Source organism: Novosphingobium sp. 9U, from assembly GCF_902506425.1.
Classification (GTDB): Bacteria; Pseudomonadota; Alphaproteobacteria; order Sphingomonadales; family Sphingomonadaceae; genus Novosphingobium.
This window is the reverse complement of record NZ_LR732469.1, coordinates 2,062,898-2,076,900: the sequence shown is the minus strand read 5'-3', so window position 1 is coordinate 2,076,900 and position 14,003 is coordinate 2,062,898. Positions and strand designations below refer to the sequence as shown.

General features: G+C 66.7%; 13 protein-coding genes. 9 read left to right on the top strand and 4 right to left on the bottom strand.

From position 1 onward, the window contains the following. The first annotated feature begins 376 nt into the window (after window positions 1–376). From GV044_RS09655 to GV044_RS09645, 3 genes are read left to right on the top strand one after another with little or no spacing between them, the layout of a single operon-like run. A complete protein-coding gene (locus GV044_RS09655) occupies window positions 377–1,414 on the top strand; it encodes a quinone-dependent dihydroorotate dehydrogenase (RefSeq protein WP_159868730.1) in 1,038 nt (345 codons plus the stop codon). A gap of 11 nt (window positions 1,415–1,425) precedes the next feature. Then, window positions 1,426–3,204, top strand: a complete 1,779-nt coding sequence (gene ggt, locus GV044_RS09650; protein WP_159868727.1) for a gamma-glutamyltransferase — start codon at window positions 1,426–1,428, stop codon at window positions 3,202–3,204. Between the two features lie 29 nt (window positions 3,205–3,233). Further along, window positions 3,234–5,027, top strand: coding sequence for a long-chain fatty acid--CoA ligase (locus tag GV044_RS09645; protein ID WP_159871179.1), 1,794 nt, complete (start codon window positions 3,234–3,236; stop codon window positions 5,025–5,027). 152 nt (window positions 5,028–5,179) lie between these two features. Here the strand turns inward: GV044_RS09645 and GV044_RS09640 are convergent, their stop codons facing one another. Both GV044_RS09640 and GV044_RS09635 read right to left on the bottom strand, forming a co-directional pair. After that, window positions 5,180–6,166, bottom strand: coding sequence for a 5'/3'-nucleotidase SurE (locus tag GV044_RS09640; protein ID WP_236554831.1), 987 nt, complete (start codon window positions 6,164–6,166; stop codon window positions 5,180–5,182). Window positions 6,167–6,257: 91 nt separating this feature from the next. Further along, window positions 6,258–6,785, bottom strand: a complete 528-nt coding sequence (locus GV044_RS09635; RefSeq protein ID WP_159868724.1) for a hypothetical protein — start codon at window positions 6,783–6,785, stop codon at window positions 6,258–6,260. Window positions 6,786–6,975: 190 nt separating this feature from the next. Here GV044_RS09635 and GV044_RS09630 point away from each other — a divergent pair, with 190 nt between their 5' ends. After that, the gene (locus GV044_RS09630; RefSeq protein ID WP_159868721.1) at window positions 6,976–7,155 is read left to right on the top strand and encodes a hypothetical protein; all 180 of its coding nucleotides are present in this window, start codon (window positions 6,976–6,978) and stop codon (window positions 7,153–7,155) included. Window positions 7,156–7,186: 31 nt separating this feature from the next. Here the strand turns inward: GV044_RS09630 and thiS are convergent, their stop codons facing one another. Next, on the bottom strand, window positions 7,187–8,197 hold the full coding sequence (gene thiS, locus GV044_RS09625) for a sulfur carrier protein ThiS (protein WP_159868718.1): 1,011 nt from the start codon (window positions 8,195–8,197) through the stop codon (window positions 7,187–7,189). A gap of 18 nt (window positions 8,198–8,215) precedes the next feature. Then, window positions 8,216–8,587 (bottom strand): MerC domain-containing protein, encoded by a 372-nt coding sequence (locus GV044_RS09620; protein ID WP_159868715.1) that lies wholly within the window; start codon window positions 8,585–8,587, stop codon window positions 8,216–8,218. Between the two features lie 131 nt (window positions 8,588–8,718). Between GV044_RS09620 and GV044_RS09615 the strand changes: the two genes are divergently transcribed. The 5 genes from GV044_RS09615 (at window position 8,719) to GV044_RS09595 (ending at window position 13,743) form a co-directional block, all read left to right on the top strand. Then, window positions 8,719–9,783: a COX15/CtaA family protein gene (locus GV044_RS09615; protein ID WP_159868712.1), complete on the top strand. Its 1,065-nt coding sequence runs from the start codon at window positions 8,719–8,721 to the stop codon at window positions 9,781–9,783. Window positions 9,784–9,855: 72 nt separating this feature from the next. After that, a complete protein-coding gene (locus GV044_RS09610) occupies window positions 9,856–10,641 on the top strand; it encodes an aspartyl/asparaginyl beta-hydroxylase domain-containing protein (protein ID WP_159868709.1) in 786 nt (261 codons plus the stop codon). A gap of 174 nt (window positions 10,642–10,815) precedes the next feature. Then, window positions 10,816–11,295: a 50S ribosomal protein L13 gene (gene rplM / locus GV044_RS09605; protein WP_159868706.1), complete on the top strand. Its 480-nt coding sequence runs from the start codon at window positions 10,816–10,818 to the stop codon at window positions 11,293–11,295. Continuing rightward, window positions 11,295–11,822: a 30S ribosomal protein S9 gene (gene rpsI / locus GV044_RS09600; protein WP_159868703.1), complete on the top strand. Its 528-nt coding sequence runs from the start codon at window positions 11,295–11,297 to the stop codon at window positions 11,820–11,822. The genes rplM and rpsI overlap by 1 nt, the downstream gene beginning before the upstream one ends. A gap of 148 nt (window positions 11,823–11,970) precedes the next feature. Continuing rightward, on the top strand, window positions 11,971–13,743 hold the full coding sequence (locus tag GV044_RS09595) for a sensor domain-containing diguanylate cyclase (RefSeq protein ID WP_236554830.1): 1,773 nt from the start codon (window positions 11,971–11,973) through the stop codon (window positions 13,741–13,743). Window positions 13,744–14,003 lie beyond the last annotated feature (260 nt).

Genomic DNA, 14,003 nt, shown 5'->3' with positions numbered 1-14,003 from the left:
ATGAGCGCTCTCGTAAATCGGAGCGATCTTCTCCGGTTTCACCTAGTGCAAGGTGACCGCGGTTTCAATGGGGCTGAGCGGGCGAAGTCGCTCCGCACACGAACCTTTTGTTGCAGGCGCACAAAAAAGCGGTTCCCCGCGCGTGGCGGGGAACCGCTAAGTATGAAAGAACTCGAACGCCATGCGCTACGAGCCCTTCGGGTCGCGGGCTCTCTCTATGCGCCGGTTCAGGCCATTAATTGTAGAAACGCGACATTTCGGCACGAAATGGGGACATGCGGTCCTTTTTGGATCAATCCCCTGAAAGCATGGGTGGAACAGTGTTCCCCAAGCCACACCATTGAGCCGGAGCGCGCTTTGCGGGTAAGCGGCTGATATGTCCTATTCCGTCCTGCGCCCGCTGCTGTTCCAACTCGATCCGGAACGTGCGCATGGACTTGCGTTGCGTTCGCTCTCGTTCATGCCGCAGCGCGCCATTCCCGCAGCGCCCGGCAGACTGGCGATGCGTGTGGCCGGCCTGCACTTCTCCAATCCGGTGGGGATGGCCGCGGGCTTCGACAAGGACGCGGTTGCTGCGGCCGCGCTGCTGCGGCTGGGGTTCGGCTCGGTGGAGGTCGGCACGCTGACGCCGCGGCCACAAGCCGGCAATCCGAAGCCGCGGCTGTTCCGGCTGGTCGAGGATCGCGCCGTTATCAATCGCATGGGCTTCAACAACGGCGGGGTCGGCGCAGCGGTGGATCGGCTGGCCGGGCGCGACCGGAAGGCCGGCGTCGTCGGCATCAACATCGGCGCCAACAAGGACTCGGACGACCGTGTCGCAGACTACCGCACGGCGTTCCGCCAGGTGGCGCCGCTGGCGGACTATGTGACGATCAACATATCCTCGCCCAACACTCCGGGGCTGCGGGCGCTGCAGGACAAGGGCGCGCTCGAAGCGCTGCTCGACGCCGTCCTCGCCGAACGCTCGGAGCCTGGCTGCAATGTGCCGGTGTTCTTGAAGGTCGCGCCTGATCTGGAAGCGGCCGACATCGACGACATCGCGGGCGTTGCGCTCGACCGGCAGCTGGACGCGCTGATCGTGTCCAACACGACGATCGCGCGTCCACCGCTCCGGTCGGTCCATGCCGGTGAGGCTGGGGGGCTCTCGGGAGCGCCGCTGAAGGCCACGGCACTGCAACGATTGCGCGATTTCCGCAAGGCGACCGGCGGCGCGGTCCCGCTCGTCGGTGTCGGCGGCATCGCCACGGCCGAGGACGCCTGGCAGCGCATCCTCGCCGGCGCCAGCCTGGTGCAGCTCTACTCCGCCATGGTCTACGAAGGGCCCGGCATCGCCCGGCGCATCTGCGAGGGATTGGAGCGGCTTATGCGGCGCGACGGGTTCGGCTCCATTGCCGAGGCGGTGGGATGCGAATAGCGTCGGGCGCGATGGCTCCGACACCTTTATCGCACCGCCTGCTCGCCCTTGCCGGCGCGCTCCTGCTACCTGCCTGTGCCACGACCGCTCCGTCGCGTGTCGGCGTCGAGGCGCCCTCGCGCCCTGGCGAGGGCATCGTCAGCGCTGCCGATCCGCGGGCGGCGGCGGCCGGCGTCGAGATCCTGCGCAAGGGCGGCAGCGCTACCGATGCGGCGATCGCGACGATGCTGGTGCTGAACGTGGTCGAGCCGCAGAACTCGGGCATCGGCGGCGGCATGTTCTACGTGCGGACCGATGCGTCGGGAGCACTCACCACGCTGGACGGTCGCGAGGCTGCGCCCGCGGCGGCCACGCCCGACTGGTTCCTGGGACCAGACGGCAAGCCGCTGCCCTCGCGCGAGTTGCAGACGGGCGCACGCAGCGCGGGCGTGCCCGGCGCTCTGGCGACGATGGCGAGTGCGCATGTTCGTTTCGGCAAGTTGCCTTGGGCGGACTTGTTTGCGCCTGCCATCCGCCTGGCTCGCGACGGCTTCGCGGTGTCGGCGCGGATGCACAACGGATTGGACCTGTACGGCCGGCACGTCACCGGTTGGGCCCGACAGACCTACTTCCCCAATGGCGCGCAACCCGTGGCAGCGGGCAGCACGATGCGCGTGCCCCTGTTCGCGCAAACGCTGGAGCGGATCGCCAAGGAAGGCGCGGAGCCGTTCTATCGCGGCGACTCGGCCGCCAGGATTGCCGGCGCGCTCTCCGGCACTACGCCACGTCCCTCGCCGATCACTGCGCAGGATGTGGGCAGCTACCGCGCCAGGGATCGCGCGCCGATCTGCGCCATGTACCGCGTCTACAAGATCTGCGGCATGGGCCCGCCCTCGTCCGGGGGGATTACCGTGCTGATGATCCTGAAGCAGCTCGAACGCTTCGACATGGCCAAGCTCGGGCGCAATTCGCCGGTCGCCTGGCACCTGCTCGCCGAGTCGGAGCGCCTCGCCTATGCCGATCGCGACATGTACATCGGCGATCCCGACTTCGTGCAGGTCCCCGTATCGGGCCTGCTCGACCCGACCTACCTGGCGAGCCGTTCCGCGCTGATCAGCGAAGGCCACAGCCTGGCGAATATCGAACCTGGCAAGCCTCAGGGCGCGCTGGAGCGCAAGCGAGTAGCCTTCAAGGACGATCCCGGCACCACGCACCTCAGCGTCGCGGACGCCCGGGGGGAGGTCGTGACGGTCACGACCACGATCAACGGCTACTTCGGCTCGGGCATCGCCGTCGACGGGTACATGCTCAACAACGAGCTGCCGGACTTCGATGCGGCGCCAGCGAAGGACGGCTATCTGGTCGCCAACCGGGTCGAGCGCGGCAAGCGCCCGCGCAGCTCGATGGCGCCGACGATCGTCTATGGCCCCGACGGCAAGGTCCGCCTCGCGATCGGCGCGGCGGGCGGGTCGACGATCATCTGCCAGGTCGCCAAGGCGCTGATCGGCGTCCTCGACTGGAACATGAGCGCGCAGGACGCGATCGCCATGGGCCTGGTCTTCGCGCCCGGCAGCAAGGGCGGCGTGATCGAGGAAGGGACTGAGCTTGCCGCCATGCTGCCGCAGCTTGCAGCGCTTGGCGAGACGCTGAAGGTGGCGCCGCTCGGCCTCAAGGCGAACGCGATCGAGTACGTCGACGGGCGCTGGGTCGGTGCCGCCGATCCACGCAGCGAAGGCGTGGCGATGGACACGGGCGGCCACGTCACGGTAATCAACCGGCGCGTCAACGAACTGAACGGCGCCCACGAATAAGATCGAGAGGAGTGCCAATGCCGGCCGGCATGCAGCTGAGCGACTTCGCCGAGGCGCGCAACCTCGTCAGCCTGTTCCTGCGCCGCGCCGACGCGCTTGGCCCCAAGCCGTTCCTGCGCACGAAGCGCGACGGTGTGTGGCAGGCTATCAGCTGGGAGGAGACCGCCCGCCGTGTCTGCCTGGTGGCGGAGCACCTGCTGGCCCTGGGCCTCAAGCCCGGCGAGCGCGTGGCGATCGTCTCGGAGAACCGCCCCGAGTGGTGCATCGCGGATCTGGCGATCATGGCGGCGGGCTGCGTCACCGTGCCAGCTTACACCACCAACACCACGCGCGATCACCTGCACGTCCTGCAGAACTCGGGTGCGCGCGCGGTGATCGTATCCAGCGCCAAGCTGGCTGGCCCGCTCCTGCCGGCGGTGATCAAGAGCGACTGCTGCGACCACGTGATCGGGCTCGAGCCACTGCGTGCAGGGCAGGGGCGGTTCGCCGTTCATGACTGGTCCGCGCTCGTTCAGGGCGACGCCACGGCCGCCCTCGCAGCAGTCGAGGCGCGGATGGCTGGGGTCCACCGCGAAGACCTCGCCTGCATCATCTACACCAGCGGCACCGGCGGCGCACCGCGTGGGGTGCGCCAGCACCATGGCATGATCCTGACCAACTTGTGCGGCGTCGCGCAGGTGATCGACGAGGATTTCGGTTGGAGCGACGACGAGGCGATGCTCTCGTTCCTGCCGCTCAGCCATGCCTACGAGCATACCGCCGGCCAGTTCGTCCCGATCGGCCTGGGTGGCCAGATCTTCTACGCCGAAAGCCTGGAGAAGCTCGCCGCCAATATCGAGGAGACGCGCCCCACGCTGATGGTCGTGGTGCCTCGCCTGTTCGAGGTTCTCCGGATGCGCATCATCAAGCAGGCGGAGAAGCAGGGTGGCGCCGCGGCGTGGCTGATGGGCAAGGCGGTGGGCATCGCCAGCCGCTCCGCCACGGGCAAGAGCGGGCTGGGCGACCGGGCGATGGACCTGCTGCTCGCACCGACGCTGCGGCCCAAGATCCGCGCCAAGTTCGGCGGGCGGTTGAAGGCGCTGGTCTCCGGCGGCGCTCCGCTCAATCCCGAGATCGGCACCTTCTTCGAGACGATCGGCGTCATGCTGCTGCAGGGGTATGGCCAGACCGAATCGGGGCCGGTGATCAGCTGCAACCGGCCCGCCGCCGGCATCGCCATGGACACCGTCGGTCCGCCGTTGCCCGGCGTCCAGGTGCGCATTGCCGAAGATGGCGAGATCCTGGTGGGCGGCGAATTGGTCATGCACGGCTACTGGGACAACCCCGGCGCGAGCGAAGCGGTGCTGCACGACGGCTGGCTGCACACCGGCGACATCGGCGAGTTCGATGCCAAGGGCCGCATCCGCATCACCGACCGCAAGAAGGACATGATCGTCAACGACAAGGGCGACAACGTCTCGCCCCAGAAGGTCGAATCGATGCTGACGCTCCAGCCCGAGATCGGCCAGGCCATGGTGACGGGCGACCAGCGCCCCTACGTCGTCGGCCTGATCGTGCCCGATCGCGAATGGGCCGAGGGCTGGGCGAAGGAGCACGGTGCCGATCTTGCGACCGTCCAGGACAACCCCGCATTCGCCGCCGCCGTGCGCGCTGCAGTGGACCGGGTGAACACCGACCTCTCGGTGATCGAGAAGGTCCGCCGCTTCGCCTTTGCCGACGAGGCGTTCGGGATCGAGAACGAAGAAATGACGCCGAGCCTGAAGATCCGCCGTCACAAGATCAAGGCACGCTATGGCGAGCGGCTGGATGCGCTGTATCGGTGAGCGGGGCTGGCTTGGCCGCACCAGAGGCTGGCGACGTACGACAAGCTCAGCCCAGGCGGTGTGGAAGTAAAACGCCTTCGACTGTGTCGGCGCCGTGTACCCCGACATCGCCCGGCCTGAGTCTGTCGAAGGCCACCCGCGGCCCTCTCGGCTCACTTCTTGAACAAGCCCGCCAACCTTGCCGCCACCTGCTGACCGTCTGCCGCGCCATACCCTGCCTGTAGCGGGCTCACGGTGATATCGGACTTGTTCGCGACCGCCTCGTCGTCCCGCTGCTCCGGCGTCGGTGCCACCTCGTTGGCCGACAACGCAACGCCTGGCTGATCGGGCAAGCTCACCCCGCGTGCCTGCGCCGCCTGGCGCATCAGCGGCGTCGCATCCTTGGACAGGCTCTCGACAAAGCGCACCTTGTGCGCATTCCAGGTGCCGACGCGTGTCAGCCGCCAGCGAGCGCCCTCAGGCTTATCGGGATAGTTGACGTTGAGGGCGAGCCCGGCCGGCAGCAGCGGCCTACCTTTGGCGCTCGCATCTAGCGCGGCGACGAGCTTGGCGGTCAGCGCGCCGATCGGCGCGGAAGCCGGGTTGCCCAGCGGGTCCGTGGGCGTGCCGGTGGTACCCGCCCCGGCGCTCAGCGCTACGGCGGGGATGCCGCGCAGCACCGCGGTCTCGGCGTTACCGACGGTGCCGGAGGCGATCACAATCGCGCCCAGGTTCTGTCCTTCGTTTGGCCCGGACAGCACGAGGTCGGGATCATGCCCCCAGCGCCGCGCGCCGACGACGTCGACGCCGTAGAGCATGGCCATTGCCGGCGTGCCGTCGACATAGAAGAAGTCTGGGCCCAGACCTTCGCGGGTCATCGCGCCCGCTCCGGGAGCGCCAGCCTTGGCGGCGCCGTTGCGGCAATCGGCGGTCAAGGCCCCAATCGGGCGCGAGAAGCGGATCGCCGCGCTCATGCCGCTCTGGTTGGTGCAGGGCACCGCGACGACGACGTCGTGCCCGGCGGCCTTCAGAGCCTTGTAGACGGCGACGACGTTGCTGGTCAGGCCATCGTCGTTGGTCAGCACGATCTCGCGCGCCGATAGGCTGCCTGAAAGGAGCGACATACCCGCAGCAGCGAGCATCAGGATGGAACGGAACATACGGCCTGCCTTCCCTCATCGCGCGAGGGCGAAGCCTCGCTTTACTGGGAGTGTCGCGCGCAATCGTGACGATGGGAAGACGGCGTGGCGCTCAGGCGGCTTCCTTCTCGATCCACTCGGGATAAAAGCTCGGCTCGCGGTCGGACCAGCCTGGGGCGGTCGCAGCGGCTTCGCTGATCGAGTGCAGCAGCAGCTTGCGCCGTGGTGGCGCAATCTGGGGCAGCGCCGCGGCGCCGCAGAATGCACCCGGAAGCCAGGGCCGCGACCACGCACCGAGCAGCCGTTCGTAGAGGAACCGATAGGCGGGAAAGCTCGCAAGCCGTCCCTGCGCCAAGTCGAAGGTCGTCACCCGCACCAGCTTGGCGAAGAAATCGCCCGATCCGTCGAGTCCGTCGCCGTCATGCAGCATCGCGCGCATGGGCCTCAGGTCCTGGTAGGCGATGTACTGGCGGCGGATCGAAGCAGCCTCGTCATCGCTGCGCGCCCACAGCTTGAACGCGTCCCGACGGCCAAGCCCGACGTCGAGGCTGCGCTTGATGTAGCGCTGCTCGCAAGGGGTGAACTCGGCGAACTCGCGCAGTTCGCTGATGGTCAGGCTCGCGGTTCCGGTTCGGCTCATGTCGCTGGTTCCCCCTGTCGGGTGTTGCTGACGAGGAAGGACCTGCCTGTCCTTTCCCGTCGTCCAAAGATCACCACAACAGGCTTGCGATTGCGTTAACCATGCACTTGGGGGCCGATGACGCCCGGAACGCTTCAGTCCACGCAAGAGTTCTCCTTTGTGAACCGCCACCCGTAAGTGGAGAGAGAACATGGAATTACTTTGGGCATTCGTGGTGATCGGCGGTCCGATCATCCTGGGTCTGGCGATCCTTTACGCCACGCTTCAGTACCGCAAGCGCGGCAGGCACCTCGACCAGCTCTCGCAAGACAGCGCCCGCCAAGTGCGCGAGGATATCCGTCGTGACGAGGAACGTCACGTGATGCGCTAAAGCGGGCCTTCCGGTCTGAAGGCCCGCCCGGTCAGATCAGGCCGGCGAGCGGACTGGAGGGATCGGCGTACTTGCGAGTCGCCATCCGGCCCGCACGGTAGGCTTCGCGCCCGCCCTCCACTGCCAGGCGCATGGCGCGCGCCATGCGAATCGGGTCCTTGGCCTCGGCGATCGCGGTGTTCATCAACACGCCGTCGCAACCCAGCTCCATCGCCACGGCCGCGTCGGACGCAGTACCGACGCCAGCGTCGACCAGCACCGGAACCTTGGCACCTTCGACGATCAGGCGGATCGTCACCCGGTTCTGGATTCCGAGTCCCGAGCCGATCGGCGCGCCCAAGGGCATGACGGCAACGGCACCCGCGTCCTCCAGCTGCTTGGCGGCGATCGGATCGTCGACGCAGTACACCATTGGCAGGAAGCCGTCCTTGGCCAGCACTTCCGTGGCGGCCAGCGTCTCGCGCATGTTCGGATAGAGCGTGCGCGCCTCGCCCAGCACTTCCAGTTTTACCAGGTCCCAACCGCCCGCCTCACGCGCCAGGCGCAAGGTGCGGATGGCGTCCTCGGCGTTGAAGCAGCCGGCGGTATTGGGCAGGTAGGTGACCTTCTTGGGGTCGATGAAGTCGGTCAGCATCGGCGCCTTCGGGTCCGACACGTTGACCCGGCGCACCGCGACCGTGACGATCTCGGCCCCGCTCGCTTCCAGCGCGGCAGCGTTCTGGGCAAAGTCCTTGTACTTGCCGGTGCCGACGATCAGCCGTGAGCGGAAGGTGCGGCCCGCCACGGACCAGGTGTCTTCGGGCGCTGCGACAGCATCTCCGCCGCCGACGAAGTGAACGATTTCCAGCGTGTCGCCGTCGGCCAGCGTCACTTCGGCCAGCGTCGAGCGGGGCACGATCACCGCATTGCGCTCGACGGCGACTTTCCTGGGATCGAGATCGAGGCTGGCGACGAGGTCGGCGATCGAGGCACCTGGCGCGATGCGGCGCGGCTCGCCATTGACGACGAGGTTGAGCGGGGGGAGCTGCAGTTGAGCGGTCATGCGCTCAGCGCATAGCGCTCAGGATGGCTTGTGCAAGTTCCGGATATGGGCAAGCGCCACCAGCGTGACGCCGCCGATGGTCAGCACCGCCTCGGGCACGCCGTGGCCGACGAACAGCCCCGCGGTCATCAGCGACAAGCCAGCGGCGCCGAGCACCAGCGGCTCGATCCGGCCATGCCGCCGCACGCCGAAGCCGAGCGACACGAAGCCGATCACGACGGCAAATCCCAGCCCGATGCGGTGGATCTCCGGCGCCAGCAGCACCTGGCCGCCCAGGCCCAGCACGCCGACGAGCACGACGCCCAGGATGCAATGCACCGCGCACAGCCCGGAGAGCAGGACGCCGGCGCTGTCCAAGCGGTCGCGAATCGAGGAAAGGGCGCGGGGCATGGAGATCCAGATATGTGACGTTGTAACATGTTGCAACCCGGCGGATGAAATTGTGTTCCTGCGCGGCGCGATGTTTTTGCAAGATTGCAGCCCCTTGCACTGCGGCGCCCCCAAGCGCAGGGACGGCCCTCATGAGACTACCCCCTGCAAAGCCGATCATCGGCACCAGCGACGATATCCTCCCTATGGTTCGCTGGTTGCTCATTGTCGCCGCGCTGGTGCTGGCCATCGTGGTGGTCGGCGGCATCACCCGCCTGACCGAATCGGGCGTGTCGATCGTCGAGTGGAAGCCGGTCACCGGCGCCATCCCGCCGCTGACGCAGGCGCAATGGCAGGCCGAGTTCGCGGCCTACCAGCAGACGCCGCAGTATACGCAGATCAACGGCCCGGCGGGCATGACGCTGGCGGCGTACAAGTTCATCTACTTCTGGGAGTGGGTGCACCGCCTGATCGCGCGCGTGATCGGCCTTGCCTTTGCAGCACCGCTCACCTGGTTCTGGCTCAAGGGCACGATCCCGGGCGGCTACAAGCCACGGCTGCTGGCGCTGCTGGCGCTGGGCGGGCTGCAAGGTGCGGTGGGCTGGTGGATGGTCTCGTCCGGCATCGTCAACGACGTCAAGGTCAGCCACTTCCGCCTTGCCGCGCACTTGCTGGTGGCGCTGACCACGCTGGCGGGGCTGGTGTGGACCGCGCTCGACTTGCTGGCATTGAAGCGTGGCGAGCCTCGCGCCCGTCTGCCCGGCCTCGGCATTGCGGCGCTGGCGATGGTCATGGTGCAGCTGTTCTTCGGTGCGCTGCTCGCCGGCTTGCGCGCCGGCGCGGTGGCCGGAGCAGGCTGGGGCGACTGGGGCGCCTGGCCCTTGATGCAGGGTAGCGTCTTTCCCGAAGGCGTCGAGGCGAACCTGGTGCCGTTCAGCGACCCGTATTTCGTTCACTGGTTTCATCGCTGGTGGGCCTGGGCGGTCGTCGCTGTGCTGATCGGGCTGGCGCGACGGATCAAGGCCAAGCACCGCCGGGTCTCCGTTGCCATTCACGCGGCGTTCGGCACGCAGATCCTGCTCGGCATCTTCACGGTCTGGTCTGGCGTCACTTTGTGGATCGCGGTCGCGCACCAGCTGGTCGGCGCACTGGTGCTGTGTGCCACGGTGTGGGGGGCGCACGCGCTCGGACGGCGCGCGGCAACGACGCCGCGATGAAGGCAGCGCCAGGCTGGCACTTGGCGGCAGGCGCGGTTCCTTGTAGCTAAGCCGCGCAACCGGAGGCAGCTCGTGAACTGGCAGCAGACCCTGAACTCGCGCGGCTGGAAAGTCCCGTTCCTCAACAAATCCCTGTTCCAGATCGGCAAGGACCTGCGCCCCAAGATCGATGCCGTGATCATGCGCAATTCGCGCATTCCGGACGCCGCGGTCCACGACAAGTCGTTCTTCCCCTGGATCGCCAAGCTGGAGAAGAACTGGGAGACGATCCGCGACGAGGCCGTGCGGATCCGCGCCGAGGACATTCCCTCGCTGGGCGACCTCTCGTTCGACCACGGCCGCATCGCCGCCGACCGGCGCTGGCGCGCGTTCTTCCTCAAGGGCTATGGCTACCGCTTGAAGGCGAACGCGGCCCGTGCGCCGTTCACCTCCGCCGCGATCGAGAAGGTGCCCGGCCTCGTCACCGCCAACTTCTCGGTCCTGGAGGCCGGCGGCCATATCGCCCGGCACTGGGGCATGACCAAGGGCATGCTGACTTATCACCTCGCGCTCAAGGCGCCGGCCGAGCGCGACAAGTGCCGCATGCACCTGGAAGGGCCGGACAAGCTGGAGGTGCTGACCTGGACGGCGGGCGAATCGTTCCTGTTCGACGACATGTTCAACCACGAAGTGTGGAACGAGACGGACGAGGACCGCTATGTCCTCCTCATCCAGATCAAGCGGCCGTGCCGCTTTGTCGGTAACCTGATCCAGAACCTGTTCCTGTTCGGCGTGCGCCATTCCCGCTTCGTCAAGGACATCACCAAGGCGATCGAGAAGGCGAGCCACAACAAGGGGCCGGCTCCGGCAGAGGCTTGATCCGGCGACGCACCGGCGGCAGTGGATCAGGCGTTAGCGTCAATGGTATTATTTTACCTCTCTGTAAACCCGCGCTTTGCTTGACTTGGAAGCTGATCCGAACCAAACGGCCGCCTTCTCGCGCGGCCCGGCTCCCGGATTCGCGCAGACACAGTTCATAGGGATAGACCAGCCATGAAGGCGCTCACGAAGGTCACCCGGTCGATCAAGCCGGCCGAGGTGGAGAAGAACTGGCATCTGATCGATGCCGAAGGCCTGGTGGTTGGCCGTCTGGCCGTCATCATCGCCGACCTGCTGCGCGGCAAGACCAAGCCGAGCTACACTCCGCACGTCGATTGCGGCGATCACGTGGTCGTGATCAACGCCGAGAAGGTCCGCTTCACCGGCAACAAGCTGAAGCAGCAGACCTACTACAAGCACACCGGTTATGCCGGCGGCATCAAGGAAGTCACCGCGGACAAGGTCCTGGCCGGTCGCTTCCCCGAACGCGTGCTGGAAAAGGCTGTTGAGCGCATGATCCCGCGTGGTCCGCTCGGCCGTGACCAGATGCGCGCGCTGCACGTCTATGGCGGCTCCGAGCACCCGCATGCCGGCACCCAGCCGCAGCCGCTCGACGTCGCTTCCATGAACCGCAAGAACAAGGTGGGCGCGTAATGTCCGACACCGATACCGTCCAGAGCTTGTCCGACCTCGCGGACCTCACCTCCGGCGCCGTGCCTGAGGGCACCGAAGCCGAAGCGCCCAAGGTTCGCACCGGCCCGGCCGCTCCGATCCGCCCGCAGGAGATCGACGCGCAGGGCCGTGCCTACGCCACCGGCCGCCGCAAGGATGCCGTCGCTCGCGTGTGGCTGAAGCCCGGCAGCGGCAAGATCACCGTCAACGGCCGTGACCAGGCCGTGTACTTCGCGCGTCCGACTCTGCGTCTGGTGATCGCCCAGACCTTCCAGATCACCGATCGCGTCGACCAGTACGACATCGTCGCCACCGTCAAGGGTGGTGGTCTGTCGGGCCAGGCCGGCGCCGTGAAGCACGGCATCGCCCAGGCACTCAGCAAGTTCGAGCCGACCCTGCGCAGCACGGTGAAGGCCGCCGGCTTCCTCACCCGCGACCCGCGCGTCGTCGAGCGTAAGAAGTACGGCCGCGCCAAGGCACGCCGCAGCTTCCAGTTCTCGAAGCGCTAAGCTTCGCCAGAACTACCGTTACGAAGAGGGCTCGCGGGTGACCGCGGGCCCTTTTTCTTTGTGGCCGCCGCGTGATTGCCCTTCGGACCAGCAACGAATGTTAACAAGGTAAGCGGAAAATTAAGCACTCGGTGCCAACACCAGCGCGATGAGCGGAATGGTAGACGCAAGGACGAGTGAAGCAGGCATCCGCGCCGGTCTGGCAGCAGGTGTAGGGTACTGCGTGCTGGCGACCGTCACCATCGAGATGACGAGCAGTGGTCATGACCATGCCACCGTCTGGCCGGCCGATGCGCTGATCCTGGCGCTGTTGCTCAAGTCGCCGCGATCGATGTGGCCCACTGTCCTGCTGTGCGGCTGGATTGGCAATCTGCTGGCCAACATGATCGGCAGAGGCGCTTCTGTCGGCATTGTTTTCTACGGCGCCATCAACATGGCGCAGGCCTTGTTCGCGGCTTACCTGATTGAACGCAAGTTTGCCGGCCGGCGTGACTTCCTGAGCGACACCAAGGCCAGCGGCGAATTCCTTTTATACGCCGGCCTGCTCGCACCCGGAATGGGAGCAATAGCGGGCTCGCTTGTCTCGTTGCTGGCCTATGGCGTGCCGTTCGAAGACTCGTTTTTGCGCTGGTTCGCCAGCAATGCCATTGGACTGCTGATCGGCACGCCGGTGATGCTGGCGCTTCTGGACGGCAGCTATCGCCGCTGCTTTGGGGCGAAGACCGGGCTCGAGCGCGCCGAGACCATGGCCTTGATGGCCGCGCACGCGCTGCTGACGATCGCGGTGTTCAGCCAGACGCGTTACCCCCTGTTGTTCCTGCCGCTCTCCTCACTGCTGCTGGTTGCTTTTCGGCTGGGCCGGCTGGGGACGTTCGCCGGCGTGGCAATCGTCGCTTGGGCAGGAGCGATCGCAACGTATTTCGGCGTCGGCCCGATCGCGCTGATCACGGACGGACCCGTGTTCCAGTCCTTGTACTTCCAGATCTACATCGCTGTCATCTTGTGCACCGCGCTGCCGGTGGCCGCGACGGTCGCCTCCCGTGCGGATGCGCTTGCCGAGCTTGCCGAGCATCGCAAGGCGCTGCAGCAGATCCTTGCGAATGCGCCCGAGGGCATCCTCAGCTTCGACGAGACGGGGACCTGCCGCTGGGCCGATGGTCGCTTGAAGGAGTTCACCGGTGTCGAGCCCGAGGCATTCGTCGGCTCCACGCTAGATGAAGTCGCATCGCTGACGAGCCAGGCCTTGCTGCAGTTCGCCGACGCGGCCGCGCATGGTACACATGACGCGATCACCTGCGATTTCAGCCCAGACCGGATGCCCGAACGCACCCTGGAGGCATCGGTCGGCATCGTCAGCCAAGGCGACCGCCGCAGCGGCATGGTCATCACCTTGCGTGACATCTCGATCCGCAAATCGCGCGAGGTGGCGATCTCCATCATGGCCGAGACCGACGACTTGACCGGCGTGCTCAATCGCAAGGGCTTCCGCCATCGCATCACCACCGCGATCGAGCATGGACACGGCCCGCTGACGCTCGCCCTGATCGACGTCGATCGATTCAAGACGATCAACGACACCTTCGGTCATGCTGTCGGCGATCGGGTGCTGGAAGCCGTGGCCGAGCGGTTGCAGGCCGGGACGCGCACAACCGACTTTGTAGGCCGGCTGGGCGGCGACGAGTTCGCGATCCTGTTCGGGTGCGATGTCGACACCGCCCGTATCGCGTGCGAGCGGATCGCTGCCGCCTTGCGCGGGGTGCCCATGGTAAACGAAGGCGCCATCAAGGCCCGTGCTTCGATCAGTTGCGGGGTGGCGCAACTGCAGCCCGGCATGACGCGGAGCCACTTGTTCGATGCCGCGGACAACGCCCTCTACGAGGTCAAGCGTGCCGGGCGTGACGGAGTTCGCGTCGCGGCTTGACGCCCGGGCCATCTCGGTCACCGGCAGGATACTGCGCGCCTCGATCCACGCGGCCGTCCCCCTTTAGCTTCAATCCGGCCGAATGGATTAACCAACGTCGCGCCGGGCCTGCCGTCATGAGCTCGGCGAACCGCGGCGATTAGCGGTTCCAAGCCAAAGCGTAGCGCGCTTCGCGCACGTCCCGGAGTTCACCCGACCCTGGCGTTAGGCTCTGTCGGGAACCGGATCTTAACCATTACCTGCAAGACATACGGGGAATT